Below are 19310 nucleotides of genomic sequence, written 5' to 3'. Positions count from 1 at the left end.
TGCCTCGACGGCCGCCAACGTGTCGCCGGGCAGCTCGATGTTGGCGAGCAGCTCGATGCGCTCGCCATCGAGCGTGACGGCCGGCGTGTGGCGCAGACGCGCCAAGCGCTCGCGCTCGAGTTCGCTTTGTCGTTGCCTGAAGCGGTACTCCTCGAGCAGCAGCGGCGACGGGTCGACGATCACGACGCCGGCATCGCCGTCGATCACGACCCAGTCGTCCTGACGAATGATGCGGCTCGCCTCGCGCGCGCCGACCACCGCCGGGATGTCGAGACTGCGGGCGACGATCGCAGTGTGCGAAGTGCGCCCGCCGACGTCGGTCACGAAGCCGGTGAACACGCTTTGCTTGAACTGAAGCATGTCGGCCGGGGCGATGTCGTTGGCGATGAGAACCAGCGGGTCCTCGCCAGCGAAGTCGCGCGCGCCCACGTGCGACCCTACGGGCGGTGCCGCTCCGTTGCCGTGGGCGAGCGCGCGCAGCAGGCGCTCCACGACCTGCTCGAGATCGGCCTTGCGCTCGCGCAGGTACTCGTCTTCCATCTCGTCGAACTGCCGCGCCAGCACCTCGAGCTGCGCCGACAGCGCCCATTCGGCGTTGTAGTGCCGCTCCTCGATCCAATGCCGAGTCGCGCCGGTGAGCGTCTCGTCGTGCAGCAGCATCAAGTGCACGTCGAGCAGAGCCGACAGTTCGTGCGGCGCGTCGGCCGGCAAGTCGCGCTGGAGCGCCGAGAGCTCGTCGGCCACCGTGTTGCGGGCACGACGCAGGCGATCGACTTCCTCGGCAATGCGGCTCTCGTCGATGAAGTAGTGCGCGATGTCGACGCGGCTCGATGCCACGAGCACCGCACGCCCGATCGCGACGCCCCGAGATACCGGCAGACCGAAGACCTGAAAGCTCATGAATCGATCCTAGCAGCGCCTTCGCGACGCTCGCGCCGGGGTTGTCCCAGCGTCCTCTCGCTGTCACGGCCGATTCATCCGGCAGACACCATGGCGTCATCACCAAGTCTCATCGTTGCGACCCGAACGACGACAACCGCGTTGACGGAGCACATCGATGAGGGAACTCCCGCTGCCCACCTTGCCGATCCAGGATCTCGGCGTGCGCGACCTGCGCGCGCAGCGGAGGTCACTTCGACGCGCCGACGTCGCCGAGGCCGGCGCGCGGCTGGTCGTGGCTTGGGCGCGTGATGAAGCCGAGGTTCGCGAAGCGCAGCAGCTGAGATACCAGGTTTTCGCCGAGGAGATGGGCGCGCGCCTGTCTCCGCCGGCCGGCACGCCGCCGGGGCTGGACGTGGATGTCTTCGATCCCTATTGCGAACACCTGCTGGTGCGCGTGCTCGACGGCGACGAAGGCAACCGCCCGGTGATCGGCACGTATCGCGTCATGACGCCGGCCGCGGCTCGCCGCGTCGGCGGCCTGTACAGCGAGACCGAGTTCGACCTGACACGCCTGCGCCCGTTGCGGGCGACGATGGTGGAGCTGGGTCGCTCGTGCGTGCACGCCGACCATCGCCAGGGCGGTGTGATCCTGGCCCTGTGGGGCGCGCTTGCCGAGTTCATGCAGCGCAACGGCCTTGAAACCATGGTCGGCTGCGCCAGCGTCAGCATGCGCGACGGCGGCCACGTCGCCGCGAGCCTGTGGGAACAGCTGCGCCAGACGCATCTAGCGCCGATCGAATGGCAGGTGCGTCCTCGCCTGGCGCTACCTGTGGACGACCTGCGACGCGACCTGCAGGTCGAGCCGCCGCCGCTGATCAAGGGCTATCTGCGCTGCGGCGCCAAGCTGCTCGGCGCGCCGGCCTGGGACCCAGACTTCAACACGGCCGACCTGCCGCTGCTGATGCGCGTGGCCGATCTGCCCGAGCGCTACCGCCGCCACTTCCTCGCGGCAGCGTGAGCGACAAGGCTCCGCCCGCGGCTACTCGCCTTCGCCGAACTTGTCGTTGATCAGCGCGAGCAGCGCGTCCATCGCCTCCTGCTCGCGCTCGCCGTCGGTCTCGACGGTGATTTCGACACCGATGCCGGCGGCCAGCATCATCACGCCCATGATGCTCTTGGCATTCACGCGGCGGGTGCCGCGGCTGAGGTGGACCTCGCACGGATAGCTGCCGGCGAGCTTGGTGAGCTTGGCCGAGGCACGCGCGTGCAGGCCGAGCTTATTGCTGATGGTGATACGCGTTGAGATCATCGCCTGTTTTCGGGCCGACGGATTGGGTCTGGTTCTGCGGCCGGGCGGTCGCCACCTGCATGACGCCTTGCATCGCGCCGGCCACCGCGCGCGCAACCAGCGTGTCGAGCGGCTCGTGCGCATAGTTGAGGGCGCGCCAGAGCATCGGCACGTTGACGCCGGTGACCACCTTGACCTTCTGCCCGTCGGCCAGGCGCTGCGCCACGTTGGCCGGCGTGGCACCGAACACGTCGGTCAGGATCAGCGCCTCGGGCCGGCCCGGCGCGCCGAGGGCGCGCTGCAGGAGGATGCGCGCCTGCGCCTCGACTTCCTCGAGCGGCAGCTGGGCGTCGACGTCGAGCGCCTCGACCGCTTGCGCCGCTTCCGGAAAGGCATGGCCGCCCGCAGCCTTCAACGCGGAGGCAAGCGGTGCATGAGCAATGATCAGGAGCCCGGCCATGTCGCCGCATTATCGGCCGGCTGGCCTCGTCCTTTCGTGCCGGACCCCCGCTAGGGTGTCAGCTTGAGACCATCGACCCAGGTCTCGATCGCCTCGGGCGCCGGCTCCGCCCCCAGCGCGCCTGCGTGAAACACGCGGTTGCCGCGCGCGAAGACGAGCGAAACCTCCCTGACCGCCTCGCCGCTGGATCGCTTGCCTTCGACGGTGAAGCGCAGCGACTGCACATGAGGCGTCGCGCCGACCGGCATCGAGGGCGAGCGATCGGTCTCGCGCCCGCCCAGCGCCGCCAGGCGTGCATCGTGCAGCGCCGCCAAGGCCGCGCCGACGCGCCCTGGATCGCCGACATCGCCGCTGGCGATGGACCATGTCGTGCCGCCGGCGCTGCACGAGACGAGCTCGAGCTCGACCGGGGCCCCGGCCAGCGGGACGCTGCGCGTCAGGCGCTGCGGCTTGCACGGGAACAAGGCCACGAGCACGCCGTCGGCAACGCGCACCTCGCGCCAGTCGTGCACCGGAGAGCAGGCGCCGAACAGCATCAGCGGCCCGCACAGGGCCGCGGCAAGGCGACGGGCCCGACGGTGCGACATCCGGCAATTATCGAGTCGGGCGGCAGAATGGCTGCATGACCGCCGCCTCCCAACGCCACCCCGAACTGCCCGGCGCCTTGCAGGGCGTGCGCGTGCTCGACCTCTCCCGCGTGCTCGCCGGCCCCTGGTGCACGCAGACCTTGGGCGATCTCGGCGCCGATGTCGTGAAGGTCGAGCGGCCCGGCCGCGGCGACGACACGCGCGGCTGGGGACCACCGTTCCTGAAGGACGCCAGCGGCCAGGAGACCGCCGAAAGCGCCTACTACCTTGGCGCCAACCGCAACAAGCGCTCGGTCGCGATCGATCTCGCGCATCCGGCCGGCCAAGCGGTGGTGCGTGCGCTCGCCGCGCAGGCCGATGTGCTGGTCGAGAACTACAAGGTCGGCGACATGGCTCGCTACGGCCTGGACTTCGCGAGCCTCTCGGCCGCCAATCCGCGCCTGGTCTACTGCTCGATCACGGGCTTCGGCCAGACCGGCCCCTACCGCGAGCGCGCCGGCTATGACTACGCCATCCAGGGCATGGGCGGGCTGATGAGCATCACCGGCGAACGCGACGACCGCCCCGGCGGCGGACCGCAGAAAGTCGGCGTGGCCGTCGCGGACCTCTTCACAGGCCTGTACTCGACGGTTGCGATCCTCGCGGCGCTGCGCCACCGCGACGCAAGCGGCGAGGGCCAGCACATCGACATGGCCCTGCTCGACACCCAGGTCGCGATGCTGGCCAACCTCGGCGCCAACTACCTGGTCAGCGGCCAGGTGCCGGGCCGCGCGGGCAATGCTCACCAGAACATCGTGCCCTACCAGACCTTCGAGACGGCCGACGGCCACATCATCCTGGCGGTCGGCAACGACGGCCAGTTCGCCAAGTTCTGCGAGATCGCCGGCCGACCGGAGGTCGCGCGCGACGCGCGCTACGCCACCAACGCGGAGCGCGTGCGCCGGCGCGACGAGTTGGTGCCACAGCTCGCCGAGTGGATGCGCGAACGCCGCCGCGACGACTGGCTCGCCGCGCTCGAGGCCGCCGGTGTGCCGTGCGGGCCGATCAACCGGCTCGACCAGGTGTTCGCGGATCCGCAGGTGGCGGCACGCGAGATGGTCCAGACGCAGAACCATCCGCTGGCGCCCGAGCTGCGCCTGGTCGCCAGCCCGATGAAGCTGTCGCGCACGCCGCCGCGCACGCGCCGCGCGCCGCCGCTGCTCGACCAGCACGGCGCCGAGGTCCTGGCCGACTGGCTGGCCTGGGACGCCGAGCGCTTCGCCGAAGCGCGGGCTGCGGGCGCTTTCGGTCCCGCCAGCTGACATCGGGGCCCGCCGGCCCCCGGCTCGAAGGGCTTGCACGCCTTGACCGGCGCTCAAGACGTGACGACCATCACGGATTACAAAATGAAACATCCGGTCGTCGCCTTTCAGCGCCCTCGTCCAGACCGCAGGGCGCACCACCGAAGCGCGGCAGATCCCGTGCCGATGGACGTCACTGCCCGCCCTGCGCTGCCCCCGGCGCTACCGCTCGCCCCCGCTGAACCGGACCGCACCGAGCCGTGGCGCGAACTGACCGCCCAGATCGGGCGCGAGGTCGCCGGCCCGCTTTCCGCCGCGCTGGAGCGCGTCATCCATCTGACCACCACCGGCCGCATCGACCGCGCCGGCCTGCGCGCGCTGCGCAGCGAAATCGAGCGGGCGCGCCGCGCCGGCATGATCAGCCAGCAGCTCGCGCGCTATGCGTCCAAGCGCCTGCGGCAGTCGCACGAGCGCCTGAACCTCGCCCACACGCTGCAGTCGGTGCTGGCCCAGCGTGCGCGAGAGGTGGCCTCGCGCGGCATCCATGTGCGGCAGAGCACGCGTGCGATCGAGGTGCTGGTCGATCCGGCGCTGTTGTTCGGGCTGATCAACGCACTGGTCGACTGGGCCATCGAGGCGGCCCGCTCGGCGATCGACTTTCGCGTCGAGGTCATGAAGTTTCCGGTGCACGGCACCATCGTCTGCAGCTTCGGCCACGAGCCGCGCCACCGCCAGGCCGACGACGCCGAGCCGCCGATACTCGATTCGCTGAGCTGGCATCTGCTGGCGCAAAGCGCCGCGACCATGGGCCTGGTGCTGCATCGCGAAGTGGACGCCGAACATGTGCGCACGACGCTGGAGTTCCCGCGCACCGTCAACGAGTCGATCGACGGCGTCACCGCGATCGAACTCGAGGACGGCTTCGGCTCCAGCATCAACTCCAAGCCACTGGCCGGCAGCCACATCCTGGTGGTCGCGGCGCGCCGCGACACGCGCATGCAGGTGCGCAATGCGATCGCCGACATGGGCCTGCTGATCGATTTCGTCGGCTCGGTCGACGAGGCGATCGACTTCTGCGCCGACGCGCTGCCGCATGCGGTGGTGTTCGAGGCCGCGTTGCGCTGCGAGCGCCTCGACCAGCTCGCTGGCGAGATCCGCACCGAGGCACCCGGCTTCGCGTTCATCGAACTGGCCGAGGAAGGCAACGCCTTCGAGATCTCCGGCTTCAACGGCCAGACCTACGCGCGCGTCGGTCCGCAGGGCCTGGCGCAGACGCTGCCGTCGGCGCTGGTGTTCGAGCTCAGCAAGAGCTTCTGAGCCCCCGGCGACGGCGCCCCCGGTCGTCAGCCGAACACCTTCTTCAGGATCTCGCTGCCGGTGCCGATCGGATCGCGGCGGATCTTGCGTTCCTCCTCGCCGATCATGAAGTAAAGGCCGTCCAGCGACTTGCCGGTGACGTACTGCTGGATGTTCGCGTCCTTCTTCTTGATCAACCCGAAGCCCGAGGCGGTGCCGGCCACCGCGTTGTACTTCGCGGCCAGCGACACCTTCTCCGTCGCGCGCGTGACGATCGGCAGGAAGCGCTCGGTCAGGGGCGCGCGCGTCTTGCTCGCGAAGAACTGCGTCACCGACGTGTCGCCGCCGGTGACGATCTTCCTCGCGTCGGTGACCGTCATCTGCTTGACCGCCTGGCTCAGCAGCGGGCCGGCCTCGGGCACCGCCGCTTCGGCGGCGCGGTTCATCGCGGTCTCCAGTTGCTCGACCTGTTCGCCCTGGCCGGTGCTCTTGAGCAGCCTGGCCGCGCTGTCCAGCCCCTTGGGCAGCGGGATGCGCACCTTGGGGTTGCCGAGAAAGCCGTCCTGCCGGCCGAGCAGCGCAACCGCCGACTCGGCGCCGCGCGACAGCGCCTCGCGCACGCCGGCCGAGGCATCGGCATCGCTGAACGACAGCGCCCAGGCCTGCCGATGCGCGGCCAGCAGCCACCACCCCACGCCAGCGCCGGCCGCGAGCTGCGCCATACACTTGCGCCTGGAGGTTTTGAACTTCCGCATCGTCAGCTCCTCTGCTTCGACATGACGCGCCATCTTGCGACCGCTGTCGCCCGCCTGTCCACCATCGCCGCGCTGGCCGCCAGCCTGTGGCTGGCCGGATGCGCCCGCGATGTCGCACCCGACGTGCGCTACACCCTGCTCGACGGCTCCACGCACCAGAGCGCCCAGCTGCGCGGGCAGGTGGTGCTGGTGAACTTCTGGGCCACGAGTTGCACGACCTGCGTGAAGGAAATGCCGCAGATCGTCGCGACCCACCAGAAGTACGCCGCGCGCGGCTACGAGACGCTGGCCGTGGCGATGAGCTACGACCCGCCGGCCTACGTGGCCAACTTCGCCGAGAGCCGCAAGCTGCCGTTCAAGGTGGCGATCGACAACACCGGCGAGATCGCCAAGCGCTTCGGCGACGTGCAGCTCACGCCGACGACCTTCCTGCTCAACAAGCGCGGCGAGATCGTCAAGCGCTACGTCGGCGAGCCCGACTTCGCCGAACTGCACGCGCAAGTCGAGAAGCTGCTCGCGGAAAGCTGAGCGCGGTCGAAAGTCCGGCGAAACAGCGCGCCGGCCGGGCCGGCCCCAAGACCGGCCAGCCCCTCGGCGTCAGACGCCTGCGGCGTGAGCCTGCTGGTCGGCGTGGTAGCTCGAACGCACCATCGCGCCGACCGCTGCATGCGAGAAGCCCATCTTGTAGGCCTCCTGCTCGAACATCTTGAAGGTGTCCGGGTGCACGTAGCGACGCACCGGCAGGTGGTGGCCGCTGGGCGCGAGGTACTGGCCGATCGTGAGCATGTCGATGTCGTGCGCGCGCATGTCGCGCATGACCTCCAGGATCTCCTCGTCGGTTTCGCCCAGGCCCACCATCAGGCCGCTCTTGGTCGGCACGTGCGGCGCGAACTCCTTGAAGCGCTTTAGCAGGTTCAACGAGTAGGCGTAGTCCGAGCCGGGACGGGCTTCCTTGTAGAGGCGCGGCGCGGTCTCGAGGTTGTGGTTCATCACGTCCGGCGGCGCAGCCTTCAGGATCTCGAGCGCGCGGTCCATGCGGCCGCGGAAGTCCGGCGTGAGGATCTCGATCTGCGTTTGCGGCGACAGCTCGCGCACGCGCTGGATGCACTCCACGAAGTGCGCCGCGCCGCCGTCGCGCAGGTCGTCGCGGTCGACGCTGGTGATCACCACGTACTTCAGCTTCAACGCGGCGATGGTCTTGGCAAGGTTGAGCGGCTCGTCGACGTCCAGCGGATCGGGCCGGCCGTGGCCGACATCGCAGAACGGGCAGCGCCGCGTGCACTTGTCGCCCATGATCATGAAGGTCGCCGTGCCCTTGCCGAAGCACTCGCCGATGTTGGGGCACGAGGCTTCCTCGCACACCGTGTGCAGCTTGTGCTCGCGCAGGATCTGCTTGATTTCGTAGAAGCGCGTGGTCGGGCTGCCGGCCTTGACGCGGATCCACTCCGGCTTCTTCAGCACCTCGGCCTGCACGACCTTGATCGGAATGCGCGCGGTCTTGGCCTGCGCCTTCTGCTTGGCGCTCGGATCGTAGGGGGCCGTCGAGGCCGTGGCGTCGGCCACGTCGGGAGAGGTCATGCAGTGCTCCGGGAGCGATCGGCCCGCGCGGGCCGTCGGAATGCCGCGATTTTAGGCGGCGCCCTTCGCACCGCCCGCCCGCAGGGGCAAGGCGGCTCAGCCGCCCAGGTAGCTTTGCAGCCGCTGCGCAAGCGCGTCGGCCACCTGGTCCGACGCGACGCTGACGCCCAGCGACGCCAGGTCGACCGTCGCCAGCCCCGGGTAGCCGCAGGGATTGATGCGCCCATACGGCGCCAGGTCCATCGCGACGTTCAGCGCCACGCCGTGGTAGGTGCAGTGGCGCGACACCTTGATGCCCAGCGCGGCGATCTTGCCGATGCCGCGCCACGGATCGCGCGGATCCGGCGGCCCCGGCAGCGCCGCATGGCCGAAGGGATCGGCCAGGTTGATGTAGATGCCCGGCGCGCCGGCAACGCGCTGACCGGTGACGCCATGGGCCTCCAGGGTCTTGATCACCGCCTGCTCGAGCCGGAACACGTACTCCTTGACGTAGATGCCCAGTCGACGCAGGTCGACCAGCGGATAGGCCACCACTTGGCCCGGGCCGTGGTAGGTGACTTGGCCGCCGCGATTGGTGGGCACGACCGGCACGCCGGCAGCATCGAGCACGTGGGCCGCGTCGCCGGCCTGGCCGAGCGTGAACACCGGGTCGTGCTCGCACAGCCAGAGTTCGTCGGGCGTGTCGGCGCCGCGCGTCTCGGTGAAGGCGCGCATGCGCGCCACCGTGGCCTCGTAGGGCGCGCGCCCGAGGGCGCGCACGCGCATCGCCTGGCTCAAAGAACGACCTTGACCATCGCGTGCGAGGTCAGCGCGCGATAGATCGCGTCGAGCTGCTCGCGGCTGGTGGCGGTGATCGTGATCGTGAGGCCGAGGTAGTTGCCGCCCTTGCTCGGGCGCATCTCCATCGTCGCGGGGTCGAAGCTCGGGTCATGCTCGAGCGCCAGCGCGGCGATCGCGTCGGCGAAGCCGTCGACGTTGGCGCCCATCACCTTGATCGGAAAGGCGCTGGGGTACTCGATCAGCGAACGTTCTTCGGGCAGGGTCATGGTCGCGGCATCCATCGAAGCCATCTGAGGGCAGTGCTGCCCATTGCAAGCCGGGCTCAGACGCTCTGCTCGGCCTTGGCGCGCTGGTAGGCGGCGAGCAGACGCAGGCCGACCGGCCCGGGCTTGCCGCGCCGCGCACCGTGACCGACAGGCTCTCCGTCCAGGCGCGTGACCGGCAGCACCTCCTTGGTGGCCGAGCTCAGCAGCACCTCGTCGGCGGTGCGCAGATCGCTCTCGGGCACCGGACGCAGCGCATAGGCGATGCCCTCCTCCTCGCACAGCTCGCGCAACAGCTCGACGCGGATGCCCTCGAGCAGGTGCTCGCTCTTGGGCGGACCGATCAGCGCACCATCCTTGACGATCCAGACGTTGGAGGCCGAGGCCTCGGTGAGGTACTTGCCGCCGCCGGGCCCGTCGCGCAGCAAGATGGTCTCGACAGCGCCTTCGTCGGCCGAAATCTGGCGCGCGAGCACGTTGCCGAGCAGGGCCGTGGTCTTGAGGTCGCCGCGTTCCCAGCGGAAATCGCGCGCGCTCACGCAGGCGACGCCCTCATGGCGCTGCTGCGCCGTCGGGGCCTTCAGCGGGTGGACCATCATGAACACGGTGGGCGCGATGCCTTGGGTCATGACGTGGTCGCGCGCGGACATCGATGGCAGCGGCGTGCCGCGCGTGACCTGCAGGTAGACGAGTTGGTCGCCCGCGCCTTCGGCCACCGCCAGTCCGGCCACCAGCTTGCGCACCAGCGCCACCCATTCGGCGCGCGTGTGCGGGTTGTCGATGCGCAGCTTGGCGAGGTTGCGCTCCAGCCGTGCCAGGTGGTCGTCGATGCGAAACAGCTTGCGGTCGTAGACCGGCAGCGCCTCGTAGACCCCGTCGCCGAACAGGAAGCCGCGGTCCAGGGGCGACACGCGCGCGGCCCCCAGCGGCATCAGCTCGCCGTTGACCAGACAGGGGCGTGCGGACCAGTCGCCGTTGCTGCTACTCATGGTCGGTCGAGCGTACTCCGGCCGCGCGGGGCTGTCACTTGATCCACAGGCGCAGCGAGTCCCATGCGCGGCCGAGCAGGCCGGCCGTCGGGACCTCCTCCAGCGCCACCAGGGGAAGCTCGGTCACCGGCTGGCCGGCGGCGGTGACGACGATCTTGCCGACCGCCTGGCCCTTGGCCAGCGGCGCGACCAGCGGGTCGGTGCGCTCGACCTTGGTGGCGAGCTTGTCGCCGGTGCCCTTGGGCACGTTGATGTAGACGGCCTGCGCGCTGCCGAGCTTGGCGGTGGCGGTCTTGCCCTTCCAGATCTGCGGCGAGACGACGGCCTGGTTGGCATCGAACAGCTTGACGGCGTCGAAGGCCGAGAAGCCCCAGTTCAGCAGCTTCTGGCTCTCGACCGCGCGCGCTTCCGTCGACGAGGCGCCCAGCACGACGCTGAGCAGCCGGCGCTGGCCGTTGGGGAAGTCGCGCCGCGCGGTGGCGATCAGGCAGTAGCCCGCGTTGTCGGTGAAGCCGGTCTTGAGCCCATCGACCGACGGGTCGCGATACAGCAGCAGGTTGCGGTTCGGCTGCTTGATCTTGTTGAAGGTGAACTCCTTCATCGCCGAGTAGCGCAGGTAGTCCGGAAAGTCCTGCACCAGGCGCGTGGCGATGACGCCGAGCTCGCGCGCCGTGCTGACATGGCCGGGCGCCGTCAGGCCCTCGGGGTTCTTGAACGTGGTCGACTTCAGGCCGAAGGCCTGGGCCTGGCGGTTCATCATCGCGACGAAGTTGTCGACGGTGCCGGCCACGCCCTCGGCCAGCACGACGGTCGCGTCGTTGCCGCTTTGCACGATCTCGCCCTTGAGCAGGTCGTCGACCGTGACCTGGCTGTTGAGCGGCAAGAAGGTGCGCGAGGCGCCGGTCATGCCGGTGCGCCAGGCACGCTCGCTGACCGGCAGGGTCTGGTCGAGCTTGAGCTTGCCGTCCTTGAGGGCCTGGAACACCACGTAGGCGCTCATCAGCTTGGTCAACGAAGCAGGCTCGATGGAGGCGTCCGGCTCCTTGGCACCCAGCACCTGGCCGGTCGTGACGTCCAGCAGCAGCCACGAGCGCGCAGCAACCTCGGGCGGCTGCGGCATCTGCGCCTGCGCGGTACCGAACATCAGGGCGGCGGCGCCGACGGCGGCCAGCAAGCGGAAGAACAGTCGTTTCATCGGCGAAAGAAGATCAGCAACGGGAAGAAGTCAGGGGCGCCAGGCGCGCAGCACGATGGCTTTCAGCTGCGGCAATGCACCATGGAAGAAGTGGCCGACGCCCGGCACCACAACGACCGGCAGGCCCTGCGGCCGCGCCCAGTCGAGCGAGGCGGCCAGCGGCACGACGTCGTCGGTCTCGCCATGCACCAGCAGCGTGGCGTCGACGTCGGCCACCGCCGGCGCCTGGTGATTGCGCGTCGAGGGCGCTACGAGCGCGAGGCGCTGCGGCTTGAGTTCGGGGGCGAGCCGGTCGGCCGCCGCGGCGGCCACGTAGCCGCCAAACGAGAAGCCGGCCAGCGCGAACGGGCCTGCGGCGCCGACGCGCTCGCGGCCGGCCGCAATGACGGCCAGCGCGTCGTCGACTTCGCCACGGCCCTCGTCCCAGGCGCCGGCCGAGCCGCCGACGCCGCGGAAGTTGAAGCGCAGCACGGCCATGCCCAGCGCCAGGCCGGCGCGCGCCACCGTCTGCACGACCTTGTTGTCCATCGTGCCGCCATGCAGCGGATGCGGATGGCACGCGACCAGCCAACCGCGCGGCTCGCCGTCGGGACGGTCGAGCGCGCAGGCGAGCGTGCCGGCCGGGCCCTCGATCGTGAAGCGTTCAGTCTGCGCGTTCATCGGCCCACGTCAGGCGCAAGCAGCAGGCGCTCGACGACCTTACCGTCGCGCAGGTGCGACTCGACGATCTCGTCGATGTCGCTCTTGTCGACGTAGGTGTACCAGGTGCCCTCGGGGTAGACCACCGCCACCGGCCCGCCGGCGCAGCGGTCCAGGCAGCCGGCCCGGTTGACGCGCACCTTGCCGGGCCCCGTCAGGCCAAGCGCCTTCGCGCGCTGCTTGCAGTGGCCGAAGGCGGACTCGGCATCGTGGTCCGAGCAGGCGGCCTCGCCGGGCTCGCGCTGATTCAGGCAGAAGAAGATGTGTCGCTGGTAGTAGCTCATCGCAGTGGGCGCTCGCGACGCTTCGGTGCGGCGCCTCGTCGGGCCCGCCAGGGCGGCGGGCAGCATCCGATGGATTGTAGAAGCGGCCCTGGGTTCAACCTGCGGGCGCGGGCCTGGGACGCGAGGCCAGTCGTGTCAGCAGGTAAACGATGGCCGCATACGGCCAGATCCAGCCGACCCACTGCGACAGGCCGTGAAAACGGATGAAGCGCCCCTGCTCCCAGCCGAGCAGGCTGGCGGCGTAGTACGGGTCGGCCGGCGCCAGGTTGACCAGCGCCACGCCGGTCGCGATGACCGGCAGCGCAACTGCCGCGGCCGCGCGCCCCGGCAGCCAGGCCAGCGCCGCCGCGACCACGGCTGCCAGCGCCATGCCGGGCGCGACCGGCGGCGTCCACCAGGCCAGCGCGTGCTCGGGGCCGAAGTTCAAGGCCGTCGACAGCGTGGTCGCGGCCAGCGCGAGCAGCAGCGCGCCGACCAGCAGCACCAGCCGGCGCGGGCCAGGACGCGTCAGCGCGAAAGCCAGCAGGCACGGCGCCAACAGCCCGCAAGCAATGCCCAGCAGTTCGACGCCAGGCGCCAGCGCGCGCATCGGCGGCAGCGGATCGGCGGGCAGCCAGCCGTCCCAGGCCGTGCCTTCGAGCCACTGGGCGAACGCCGAGCGCAAGCGCAGCACCGACTGCCCCAGCCCGAACGGCAGCGAAGGCGGAAACAGCAGGCCCACGGGCCACAGCAGCAGCAGCATCATGCCCACGCCCTGGCCATGCGGCACCCAGCGCTCGCGCAGGCGTTCCCAGCGCACCCAGCCGCCAACGCGCTCGACATAGCAGGTCAGCAGCACGCCGGCGGCCGTGCCGCCGGCATTGGCGATCCAGTCCAGCATCGACGGCACGCGCGTGGGCATGCCGTGCTGCAGCACTTCCATCGAGTAGCTCAGCAATGCACCGACGCCGAACGCCAACACGGCGCTGCGCGTCACGGGGCGGCCTTCGCGCAGCTGCGCAGCGGTCAGCAGCGCCCCCAGCGGCAGATAGGCGACGACGTTCGAGACCACGTCGAAGCGGCTGATGAGCCGCGGCAGCGGCAGGGTGAAGAGCTCGAGCCAGCCGTTGGGCGGCTCCTGCCAGCGCCACTCGAACGGATGCAGGCTGGCATAGACGATCAGCGCGAAGAAGCCCAAGGCGAACGCCCAGGCGGAACTGCGAACCGGCGCCATCAGAACGGCTTGACGACGACCAGCACGACGATCGCGATGAACAGCAGCACCGCGCTCTCGTTGTAGACGCGGAACCACCGGTGCGTGCGGCGCGGGCCCGGGCCCTGCGGCTGCTCGAAGCCGCGCAGCAGGCGCCGGTTGTAGTGGTGCAGGCCGATCGCGCCGAGCACGAACACCAGCTTGGCATGCAGCCAGCCGTTGCCCGCGCCGCGGCCGATGCCGAAGCCCAGCCACAGCCACAGCCCCAGTAGCAGCGCCGGCACCATCAGCAGCGTCGCGAAGCGCTGCAGCTTGTGCGCCATCAGCAGCAGCCGCTCGCGCTCGGCGTGGCTGTCGGCCGGCACCATCGCGAGGTTCACGAAGATGCGCGGCAGGTAGAACAGCGCCGCGAACCAGCTCGCGACGAAGACGATGTGGAAGGCCTTGACCCAGAGCATCGCGGCATTATCCCGGCCACGTCGAGCGCGCCGCGCTTCGCGCGTACAAAAGAAAAACCCCGGCGCAAGCGCCGGGGCACAAAGCCGATCGCCGTGAGGCGACCAAGCTCCTGCTCAGGGAGGAAAAGCAGGGAATGACACATCGCGAGACGTATCATTCGCCGCACACTTTAGCAAGTCCAGCTTGCGCCGGGTTGTCTGTTCGGCCGCGGCGCGACACCGTCTGTCGTGAGCCTCGATTGAGTCACTACCCCCAACGCTTTCCCGCCGTGCGCGCGCGCCGTCTGCGCCGCGATGCCGCCACCCGCGCGCTGGTGCGCGAACACCGCCTCGCACCCGAGGACCTGATCCTTCCCGTGTTCGTGCTCGAGGACGCCCGCGCCGTGCAGGACGTGCCCTCGATGCCCGGCGTGCAGCGCATGGGCCTCGAGCCTCTGCTGCGCGTGGCCGAGCAATGCCTGTCGCTGGGCGTGCCGGTGATGGCGCTGTTTCCCGTGATCGACGCGGCCAGGAAGACCGAGGACGGCCGCGAGGCCACCAACCCCGAGGGCCTGGTGCCGAGCGTCGTCCGCGAACTCAAGCGGCGCTTTCCGGAGCTGGCGCTGCTGACCGATGTCGCGCTCGACCCCTTCACCAGCCACGGCCAGGACGGCCTGCTCGACGCCACCGGCTACATCGTCAACGACCCGACGGTCGAAGTGCTGACGCAGCAGGCGCTGGTGCAGGCCGAGGCCGGCGTCGACATCGTCGCGCCGTCGGACATGATGGACGGGCGCATCGGCGCGATCCGCAGCGCGCTCGAGGAGCGCGGCCTGATCCACACCCGCATCATGGCCTACAGCGCCAAGTACGCGAGCGCCTTCTACGGCCCGTTCCGCGACGCGGTCGGCTCTGCCAAGAACCTCGGCAAGGCGGACAAGAAGGTCTACCAGATGGATCCGGGCAACAGCGACGAGGCGTTGCGCGAGGTGGCGATGGACATCGCCGAAGGCGCCGACATGGTGATGGTCAAGCCCGGCATGCCTTACCTCGACATCGTGCGGCGCGTGAAAGACGAGTTCCGCGTGCCGACCTTCGCCTACCAGGTCAGCGGCGAGTACGCGATGCTCAAGGCCGCCGCGCTCAACGGCTGGCTCGACCACGACGCGGTGATGATGGAGTCGCTGCTGGCATTCAAGCGCGCGGGCGCCGACGGCGTGCTGAGCTACTTCGCGCTCGACGCGGCGCGCTGGCTCGCCAAGCAGCGCTGAAGCGCCTGCCGGGATGCGCATCTTCCACGTCTGCGACGGCTTCAACGAGCTCGCGGAACTGCCGGCCGAACTGCCGCCCACCGGCTTCGTGTGGGTCGCCAGCGGCCGTCGCGAGTTCGAGGTCGGCGCCGGCGAGCTGCAGGCAATGCTCACGCGCCTGGGCCTGGGCCAGCTCGTCGACCTCCACGTCTCCGACCTGCTCAACAACCAGCTGCCCTCGCACTACGACTACACGTCGTGGTACGACCTGCTGGTCTTCCGCCGCCTGGCTGCCGGCGCGGGCAGCACCGGCATGTTCGTCGATGACGCGCACGGCACGGCGCAAAGCGCGCGCCAGGCTCTGGCGGCGATCGACACCTCGCCGGTCGGCTTCGCGGTCTACGACCGGCTGCTGATCACGGTGCATCCGGCCGAGTGCCAGGTGCGCGACTATTTCATCGCCCGCCTCACGCAGCAGGCCACCGCCGGCGCGCAGGCGCCGAGCGGCAGCGAAGGCAAGCCGCTCGGCCCGCGCCTGCCGCCCAGCCCGGCCGACCTGATGCTGCGCGTCGTCAACCACATGGTCGACGGCTACCTCGACCTGCGCCGGCTGCTCACGCGCCAGCTCGGCTACCTGCAGCAGGAGCTGCTGCGCGCGCGCAGCCACTTCGACGACTGGCAAGCCCTGCTCGAGAGCCGCAACGCGTTGCACCAGCTCGAAGACATCTGCGAGGACCAGCGCAGCGCGATCCAGGAGTGGATCGACGCGCTCGACGACTGGCCGGTGCCTGCCGAAGCCGGGGCGGCGCGCGAACGCGAGGTGCTGCGCGTGCGCTCGAAAGACGTGCTCGAGCACATCGAGCGCGTGCTCGGCCATGTGCGCCGGCTCGAGAACTCGGCCGAGGGCGCGGTGCAGATGCACTTCTCGGCGCAGAGCAACCGCACCAACGACATCATGCGCACGCTGACCGTGCTCACCGCGATCTTCATGCCGCTGAACCTGATCACCGGCATCTTCGGCATGAACTTCGACTTCCTGCCGCTGGTCCACAGCACGTCCGGCCTGTGGGTCGTGCTGGTGACGATGACCGTGCTGGCGGTGCTGCTGGTCGTGTACTTCCGGCGCAAGCGCTACCTCGCGGACCACCGTCACTGACGATCTTGGGCTCGCACTTCACCGCGCGTCATGCGCTGCTGCTCGTCGGGCTGACGCTGTGCTGGGGCCTGAACTGGCCGGTGATGAAGCTCGGCGTCACGCACTACCCGCCGCTGAGCTTTCGCGCGCTGTCGATGTGGCTGGGCCTGCCCGCGCTGTGGCTGGTGCTGCGCGTGCAGGGCGTGCCGTTCGCAGTGGCCCGCTCGGGCTGGCGCGAACTGGGCGCGCTGACCTTCTTCAACATGCTGGTGTGGCACGTGCTGGCCATTCTGGCGGTGCAGGCGCTGAGCTCGGGGCGCGCGGCCATCCTGGGCTACACGATGCCGATCTTCTCGGCGCTGCTCGGCGCCGCACTGTTCGGCGAACGCATCCACTGGCGCCAGGCGGTCGGCGTCGCGGCCGCGGCGCTCGGCGTCGTGCTGCTGCTGTGGCACGAGATCGGCGCGATGGCCGGGCGGCCCTGGGCGGTACTGGCCATGCTGGTCGCCGCGGCCGCCTGGGCCTACGGCACGCAGCGCATGCGCCGCACGCGGCTGCCCGAGCCGACGCTGGCGCTGGTGTTCTGGATGACGCTCGCGACCGCGATCGTGATGACGGTCGTCGCCGCGCTGCGCGAGTCCTCGCAATGGCATGCGCCCGACGCCACCGCGTGGGCCGCGATCGTCTACAACGCGCTCCTGATCTTCGCGTTCGCGCAGCCGGTGTGGCTGTGGCTGGCGCGCACGCTGCCGCCGATCGCCTCGACGCTGTCGGTGATGATGATCCCGGTGCTGGGCGTGATCAGCGGCGCGTGGTGGCTGGGCGAGACGCTGCACTGGCAGGACTGGACCGCGGTCGCGCTGATCATGGTGGCGATCGCCTCGGTGCTGCTGCCGCAACGCCGATCGGCCTGATCAGTCGGCGCGCTCGGCCGCGCGCAGCGTCTCCACGGCCAAGCACAGGTCGTCCCAGGCCTTGGCCTTGTCCGGCAGGTTGCGCAGCAGGTAGGCCGGGTGGTAAGTCACGATCGTCGGCACGCCGGCGTAGCGGTGCACCCGGCCGCGCAGGCGGCCGATCGCCTCGTCGGTGCGCAGCAGCGACTGCACCGCGAAACGCCCCATCGCCAGGATGATGCGCGGGCGCACCAGCTGCACCTGGCGCAGCAGGAAGGGCTCGCACTGCGCCACTTCGGCGGGGTCGGGATTGCGGTTGCCGGGCGGGCGGCACTTGAGCACGTTGCAGATGAACACCTGCCGCTCGGCATCGCCCTCGCCGCGCGACAGGCCGACGGCTCGCAGCATGTTGTCGAGCAGCTGGCCGGCCTTGCCGACGAAGGGCTCGCCCTGGCGATCTTCCTGCTCGCCCGGCGCCTCGCCGACGATCATCCAGTGCGCGCGCTCGTGGCCGACGCCGAACACCGTCTGCGTGCGCGTGCGGCACAGCCCGCAGGCGGTGCAGCCGGCCACGGCCTCGCGCAGCGCCGGCCAGTCCATCGTCTCGACGCCGCTCGGGCGCGGGCCCTGCGGCGCCGGGCCGGTTGGCTCGGCGGGCGGTGCGACGGGCGCCGGCTCGGCATGAAGCACGGCGACCTCGGGCGGCGCCTCGACGGCCACGGCCACCGTCGCCGGCGCCACGTGGCGCAGCCAGCCGCCGACGCCCATCTCCTGCAGCATCGCGCGCTGCCTGGCGGTCCAGCTCATCAGCCCAGCCCGTGAATGGCTTCGGGGATCGCGAGGCTCATCACCACCGCATCCTCGCGCGCACGAGCGCGCGCCGGGTAGTAGCCGCGCCGCAGGCCCACCGAGCGGAAGCCGTACTGCTCGTAGAGCCGGCGCGCGCGCTCGTTGGACAGCCGCACCTCGAGCCACAGCTGCGTCAGGCGCCGCGCCGCCGCCTCGGCGCGCAAGGCGTCGAGCATCCAGCGCGCATGGCCGCGCCCCTGTTCGGCGGGCGCCACGGTCAGGTTCAGCAGGTGCATCTCGTCGACGCCTTGCATCGCGACGCAGTAGCCCACGAGCGTGTCGCCGGCCATCGCGGCGCGCACCAGATAGCCCGCGCGCTGCGAGTCCAGGAAGTTGCCGCGCGTCCACGGAAAGTCGTAGGCCTGCACCTCGATCGCGAGCACCGCGTCGAGGCGCTCGGCATCGACCGGCTCGAAGCGGCGCTCGGGCAAGTCGCGCTCGCGCGGCAAGGCGCTCATGACGGCGCCCCCGTGGCCGCACGCGACCGCTCGCGCTCGGCCGTGGTCTGGGCGACCTTGTCGCGCACGTACAGCGGCAGCGCCTGTGCGGCGTCGAGCCGCTCGCCGCGCCGCCACGCGGCCTCGGCCAGCGCGAGCAGCGCGTCGGCCCGCGGCGCCGCATCCGGCCAGCGGCCGCCGGACCAGGCAGCCCAGGCGCCGGCGTGCACGCTCAGCGAGTTGCCGGCCACGGCCCAGGCGCCGCGATCCTCCGCCGCCAGCCGCGCGGCCAGCGCGGCCGGGTCGGCGAGCGCGGGCGCCTCAACCGTCCGCCAGGTGCCCCCGACATGCCGATAGGTCGCGGCATAGACCTCGCCCATGCGTGCGTCGACGGCCACCTGCACCGCGTCGCCGGCGCCGCTGGCGCGCGCGTCCTCGGCCACCGCGAGCAGGGTGTCGATCGCGATCACCGGCAAGCCCAGGCCGAACGCGAGCCCCTGCGCGACCGCGCAGGCACCGCGCACGCCGGTGAAGGCGCCGGGGCCGCGGCCGAAGCCGATCGCGTCGAGATCGCGCCAGGCGATGCCGGCTTCGTCGAGCAGGCCGGCGAGCGCGGGCAGCAGATGTTCCGAGGCACGCGCGCCGCCCGGCAGCGCGCGCGTGAAGCGCCGTCCGCGCAGGCCCAGGCCGAGATGCAGGGTCTCGGTCGCGGTGTCGAGCACCAGCAGCGAAGAAAGGGCGGACGCGTTGGGATTCACGAGACATTCGAGTGTAGCGGCGC

General features: G+C 70.5%; 24 protein-coding genes (1 of these 24 only partly in view). 7 read left to right on the top strand and 17 right to left on the bottom strand.

Annotated elements, in window-relative coordinates; genetic code table 11:
* Positions 1 to 900 carry the 5' portion of a phosphoenolpyruvate--protein phosphotransferase gene (gene ptsP / locus ACO2TI_RS18765; protein ID WP_423286701.1) on the bottom strand. It extends 828 nt beyond the left edge of the window, so the window shows 900 of its 1728 coding nt (coding positions 1–900); the start codon lies at positions 898 to 900; its stop codon lies beyond the left edge, outside the window.
* A gap of 157 nt (positions 901 to 1057) precedes the next feature.
* Here ptsP and ACO2TI_RS18760 point away from each other — a divergent pair, with 157 nt between their 5' ends.
* Positions 1058 to 1900 (top strand): GNAT family N-acetyltransferase, encoded by an 843-nt coding sequence (locus ACO2TI_RS18760; protein ID WP_423286700.1) that lies wholly within the window; start codon positions 1058 to 1060, stop codon positions 1898 to 1900.
* A gap of 21 nt (positions 1901 to 1921) precedes the next feature.
* Here the strand turns inward: ACO2TI_RS18760 and ACO2TI_RS18755 are convergent, their stop codons facing one another.
* From ACO2TI_RS18755 to ACO2TI_RS18745, 3 genes are read right to left on the bottom strand one after another with little or no spacing between them, the layout of a single operon-like run.
* Positions 1922 to 2191, bottom strand: a complete 270-nt coding sequence (locus ACO2TI_RS18755; protein ID WP_423286699.1) for an HPr family phosphocarrier protein — start codon at positions 2189 to 2191, stop codon at positions 1922 to 1924.
* Positions 2160 to 2630: a PTS sugar transporter subunit IIA gene (locus ACO2TI_RS18750; protein ID WP_423286698.1), complete on the bottom strand. Its 471-nt coding sequence runs from the start codon at positions 2628 to 2630 to the stop codon at positions 2160 to 2162. Before ACO2TI_RS18750 ends, ACO2TI_RS18755 begins: the two co-directional genes overlap by 32 nt.
* 50 nt (positions 2631 to 2680) lie before the next feature.
* Positions 2681 to 3217: a hypothetical protein gene (locus ACO2TI_RS18745; protein WP_423286697.1), complete on the bottom strand. Its 537-nt coding sequence runs from the start codon at positions 3215 to 3217 to the stop codon at positions 2681 to 2683.
* A gap of 35 nt (positions 3218 to 3252) precedes the next feature.
* On the opposite strand from ACO2TI_RS18745, the gene ACO2TI_RS18740 reads away from it, so the two are divergent.
* Positions 3253 to 4518: a CaiB/BaiF CoA transferase family protein gene (locus ACO2TI_RS18740; protein ID WP_423286696.1), complete on the top strand. Its 1266-nt coding sequence runs from the start codon at positions 3253 to 3255 to the stop codon at positions 4516 to 4518.
* 165 nt (positions 4519 to 4683) lie between these two features.
* On the top strand, positions 4684 to 5814 hold the full coding sequence (locus ACO2TI_RS18735; RefSeq protein ID WP_423286695.1) for a hypothetical protein: 1131 nt from the start codon (positions 4684 to 4686) through the stop codon (positions 5812 to 5814).
* Positions 5815 to 5840: 26 nt separating this feature from the next.
* Here ACO2TI_RS18735 and ACO2TI_RS18730 read toward each other — a convergent pair whose 3' ends face one another.
* The gene (locus ACO2TI_RS18730) at positions 5841 to 6548 is read right to left on the bottom strand and encodes a DUF4197 domain-containing protein (RefSeq protein WP_423286694.1); all 708 of its coding nucleotides are present in this window, start codon (positions 6546 to 6548) and stop codon (positions 5841 to 5843) included.
* A gap of 21 nt (positions 6549 to 6569) precedes the next feature.
* Between ACO2TI_RS18730 and ACO2TI_RS18725 the strand changes: the two genes are divergently transcribed.
* The gene (locus tag ACO2TI_RS18725; protein WP_423286693.1) at positions 6570 to 7076 is read left to right on the top strand and encodes a peroxiredoxin family protein; all 507 of its coding nucleotides are present in this window, start codon (positions 6570 to 6572) and stop codon (positions 7074 to 7076) included.
* A gap of 69 nt (positions 7077 to 7145) precedes the next feature.
* On the opposite strand, the gene lipA is transcribed toward ACO2TI_RS18725, so the two are convergent.
* The 9 genes from lipA to ACO2TI_RS18680 all read right to left on the bottom strand — a co-directional run bounded on the left by lipA (position 7146) and on the right by ACO2TI_RS18680 (position 13986).
* Complete coding sequence (lipA, locus tag ACO2TI_RS18720) at positions 7146 to 8126, bottom strand: lipoyl synthase (protein WP_423286692.1); 981 nt, start codon at positions 8124 to 8126, stop codon at positions 7146 to 7148.
* 96 nt (positions 8127 to 8222) lie between these two features.
* Positions 8223 to 8891: a lipoyl(octanoyl) transferase LipB gene (gene lipB, locus ACO2TI_RS18715; protein ID WP_423286691.1), complete on the bottom strand. Its 669-nt coding sequence runs from the start codon at positions 8889 to 8891 to the stop codon at positions 8223 to 8225.
* Between the two features lie 8 nt (positions 8892 to 8899).
* Complete coding sequence (locus tag ACO2TI_RS18710) at positions 8900 to 9172, bottom strand: YbeD family protein (protein WP_423286690.1); 273 nt, start codon at positions 9170 to 9172, stop codon at positions 8900 to 8902.
* A gap of 56 nt (positions 9173 to 9228) precedes the next feature.
* Positions 9229 to 10158 carry an aminotransferase class IV gene (locus tag ACO2TI_RS18705; RefSeq protein WP_423286689.1) on the bottom strand — a complete coding sequence of 310 codons (930 nt, stop codon included), beginning with the start codon at positions 10156 to 10158 and terminating at the stop codon, positions 9229 to 9231.
* Positions 10159 to 10192: 34 nt separating this feature from the next.
* Positions 10193 to 11353, bottom strand: coding sequence for a D-alanyl-D-alanine carboxypeptidase family protein (locus ACO2TI_RS18700; protein WP_423286688.1), 1161 nt, complete (start codon positions 11351 to 11353; stop codon positions 10193 to 10195).
* Between the two features lie 30 nt (positions 11354 to 11383).
* Positions 11384 to 12013, bottom strand: coding sequence for an alpha/beta hydrolase (locus ACO2TI_RS18695; protein WP_423286687.1), 630 nt, complete (start codon positions 12011 to 12013; stop codon positions 11384 to 11386).
* On the bottom strand, positions 12010 to 12336 hold the full coding sequence (locus ACO2TI_RS18690) for a (2Fe-2S) ferredoxin domain-containing protein (RefSeq protein WP_423286686.1): 327 nt from the start codon (positions 12334 to 12336) through the stop codon (positions 12010 to 12012). Before ACO2TI_RS18690 ends, ACO2TI_RS18695 begins: the two co-directional genes overlap by 4 nt.
* Positions 12337 to 12430: 94 nt before the next feature.
* A complete protein-coding gene (locus tag ACO2TI_RS18685; protein WP_423286685.1) occupies positions 12431 to 13549 on the bottom strand; it encodes a VanZ family protein in 1119 nt (372 codons plus the stop codon).
* Positions 13549 to 13986, bottom strand: a complete 438-nt coding sequence (locus ACO2TI_RS18680; protein ID WP_423286684.1) for a CopD family protein — start codon at positions 13984 to 13986, stop codon at positions 13549 to 13551. Before ACO2TI_RS18680 ends, ACO2TI_RS18685 begins: the two co-directional genes overlap by 1 nt.
* Positions 13987 to 14225: 239 nt before the next feature.
* On the opposite strand from ACO2TI_RS18680, the gene hemB reads away from it, so the two are divergent.
* The 3 genes from hemB (at position 14226) to ACO2TI_RS18665 (ending at position 17264) form a co-directional block, all read left to right on the top strand.
* A complete protein-coding gene (gene hemB / locus ACO2TI_RS18675) occupies positions 14226 to 15236 on the top strand; it encodes a porphobilinogen synthase (protein WP_423286683.1) in 1011 nt (336 codons plus the stop codon).
* A 13-nt stretch (positions 15237 to 15249) separates the two neighbouring features.
* Positions 15250 to 16371 carry a magnesium transporter CorA family protein gene (locus ACO2TI_RS18670; protein WP_423286682.1) on the top strand — a complete coding sequence of 374 codons (1122 nt, stop codon included), beginning with the start codon at positions 15250 to 15252 and terminating at the stop codon, positions 16369 to 16371.
* 83 nt (positions 16372 to 16454) lie between these two features.
* Complete coding sequence (locus ACO2TI_RS18665; protein WP_423286741.1) at positions 16455 to 17264, top strand: DMT family transporter; 810 nt, start codon at positions 16455 to 16457, stop codon at positions 17262 to 17264.
* On the opposite strand, the gene ACO2TI_RS18660 is transcribed toward ACO2TI_RS18665, so the two are convergent.
* The 3 genes from ACO2TI_RS18660 to tsaB are packed head-to-tail and all read right to left on the bottom strand — an operon-like array spanning position 17265 to position 19287.
* The gene (locus tag ACO2TI_RS18660) at positions 17265 to 18050 is read right to left on the bottom strand and encodes a uracil-DNA glycosylase (RefSeq protein ID WP_423286681.1); all 786 of its coding nucleotides are present in this window, start codon (positions 18048 to 18050) and stop codon (positions 17265 to 17267) included. It abuts the gene before it with no gap.
* Complete coding sequence (gene rimI, locus ACO2TI_RS18655) at positions 18050 to 18550, bottom strand: ribosomal protein S18-alanine N-acetyltransferase (protein WP_423286680.1); 501 nt, start codon at positions 18548 to 18550, stop codon at positions 18050 to 18052. The genes ACO2TI_RS18660 and rimI overlap by 1 nt, the downstream gene beginning before the upstream one ends.
* On the bottom strand, positions 18547 to 19287 hold the full coding sequence (gene tsaB, locus ACO2TI_RS18650; RefSeq protein ID WP_423286679.1) for a tRNA (adenosine(37)-N6)-threonylcarbamoyltransferase complex dimerization subunit type 1 TsaB: 741 nt from the start codon (positions 19285 to 19287) through the stop codon (positions 18547 to 18549). The genes rimI and tsaB overlap by 4 nt, the downstream gene beginning before the upstream one ends.
* Positions 19288 to 19310 lie beyond the last annotated feature (23 nt).

This window comes from Caldimonas sp. KR1-144 (assembly GCF_049446155.1).
Lineage (GTDB): Bacteria > Pseudomonadota > Gammaproteobacteria > Burkholderiales > Burkholderiaceae_C > Rivibacter.
The sequence above is the reverse complement of the archived record's forward strand: the minus strand, read 5'-3'. Positions and strand labels throughout refer to the sequence as shown.

What these genes read in the sequence shown, in the direction of transcription:
- ACO2TI_RS18710 (WP_423286690.1), bottom strand. Translation starts at nt 9,172, where the DNA reads ATGACCCTGCCCGAAGAACGTTCGCTGATCGAGTACCCCAGCGCCTTT.
- ACO2TI_RS18685 (WP_423286685.1), bottom strand. Translation starts at nt 13,549, where the DNA reads ATGGCGCCGGTTCGCAGTTCCGCCTGGGCGTTCGCCTTGGGCTTCTTC.
- ACO2TI_RS18735 (WP_423286695.1), top strand. Translation starts at nt 4,684, where the DNA reads ATGGACGTCACTGCCCGCCCTGCGCTGCCCCCGGCGCTACCGCTCGCC.
- rimI (WP_423286680.1), bottom strand. Translation starts at nt 18,550, where the DNA reads ATGAGCGCCTTGCCGCGCGAGCGCGACTTGCCCGAGCGCCGCTTCGAG.
- lipB (WP_423286691.1), bottom strand. Translation starts at nt 8,891, where the DNA reads ATGCGCGTGCGCGCCCTCGGGCGCGCGCCCTACGAGGCCACGGTGGCG.
- ACO2TI_RS18745 (WP_423286697.1), bottom strand. Translation starts at nt 3,217, where the DNA reads ATGTCGCACCGTCGGGCCCGTCGCCTTGCCGCGGCCCTGTGCGGGCCG.
- ACO2TI_RS18755 (WP_423286699.1), bottom strand. Translation starts at nt 2,191, where the DNA reads ATGATCTCAACGCGTATCACCATCAGCAATAAGCTCGGCCTGCACGCG.
- lipA (WP_423286692.1), bottom strand. Translation starts at nt 8,126, where the DNA reads ATGACCTCTCCCGACGTGGCCGACGCCACGGCCTCGACGGCCCCCTAC.
- ACO2TI_RS18665 (WP_423286741.1), top strand. Translation starts at nt 16,455, where the DNA reads ATGAAGCTCGGCGTCACGCACTACCCGCCGCTGAGCTTTCGCGCGCTG.
- ACO2TI_RS18700 (WP_423286688.1), bottom strand. Translation starts at nt 11,353, where the DNA reads ATGAAACGACTGTTCTTCCGCTTGCTGGCCGCCGTCGGCGCCGCCGCC.
- ACO2TI_RS18705 (WP_423286689.1), bottom strand. Translation starts at nt 10,158, where the DNA reads ATGAGTAGCAGCAACGGCGACTGGTCCGCACGCCCCTGTCTGGTCAAC.
- ACO2TI_RS18760 (WP_423286700.1), top strand. Translation starts at nt 1,058, where the DNA reads ATGAGGGAACTCCCGCTGCCCACCTTGCCGATCCAGGATCTCGGCGTG.
- ACO2TI_RS18680 (WP_423286684.1), bottom strand. Translation starts at nt 13,986, where the DNA reads ATGCTCTGGGTCAAGGCCTTCCACATCGTCTTCGTCGCGAGCTGGTTC.
- ACO2TI_RS18750 (WP_423286698.1), bottom strand. Translation starts at nt 2,630, where the DNA reads ATGGCCGGGCTCCTGATCATTGCTCATGCACCGCTTGCCTCCGCGTTG.
- ACO2TI_RS18660 (WP_423286681.1), bottom strand. Translation starts at nt 18,050, where the DNA reads ATGAGCTGGACCGCCAGGCAGCGCGCGATGCTGCAGGAGATGGGCGTC.
- ACO2TI_RS18670 (WP_423286682.1), top strand. Translation starts at nt 15,250, where the DNA reads ATGCGCATCTTCCACGTCTGCGACGGCTTCAACGAGCTCGCGGAACTG.
- ACO2TI_RS18695 (WP_423286687.1), bottom strand. Translation starts at nt 12,013, where the DNA reads ATGAACGCGCAGACTGAACGCTTCACGATCGAGGGCCCGGCCGGCACG.
- ACO2TI_RS18690 (WP_423286686.1), bottom strand. Translation starts at nt 12,336, where the DNA reads ATGAGCTACTACCAGCGACACATCTTCTTCTGCCTGAATCAGCGCGAG.
- ACO2TI_RS18730 (WP_423286694.1), bottom strand. Translation starts at nt 6,548, where the DNA reads ATGCGGAAGTTCAAAACCTCCAGGCGCAAGTGTATGGCGCAGCTCGCG.
- ACO2TI_RS18725 (WP_423286693.1), top strand. Translation starts at nt 6,570, where the DNA reads ATGACGCGCCATCTTGCGACCGCTGTCGCCCGCCTGTCCACCATCGCC.
- ACO2TI_RS18740 (WP_423286696.1), top strand. Translation starts at nt 3,253, where the DNA reads ATGACCGCCGCCTCCCAACGCCACCCCGAACTGCCCGGCGCCTTGCAG.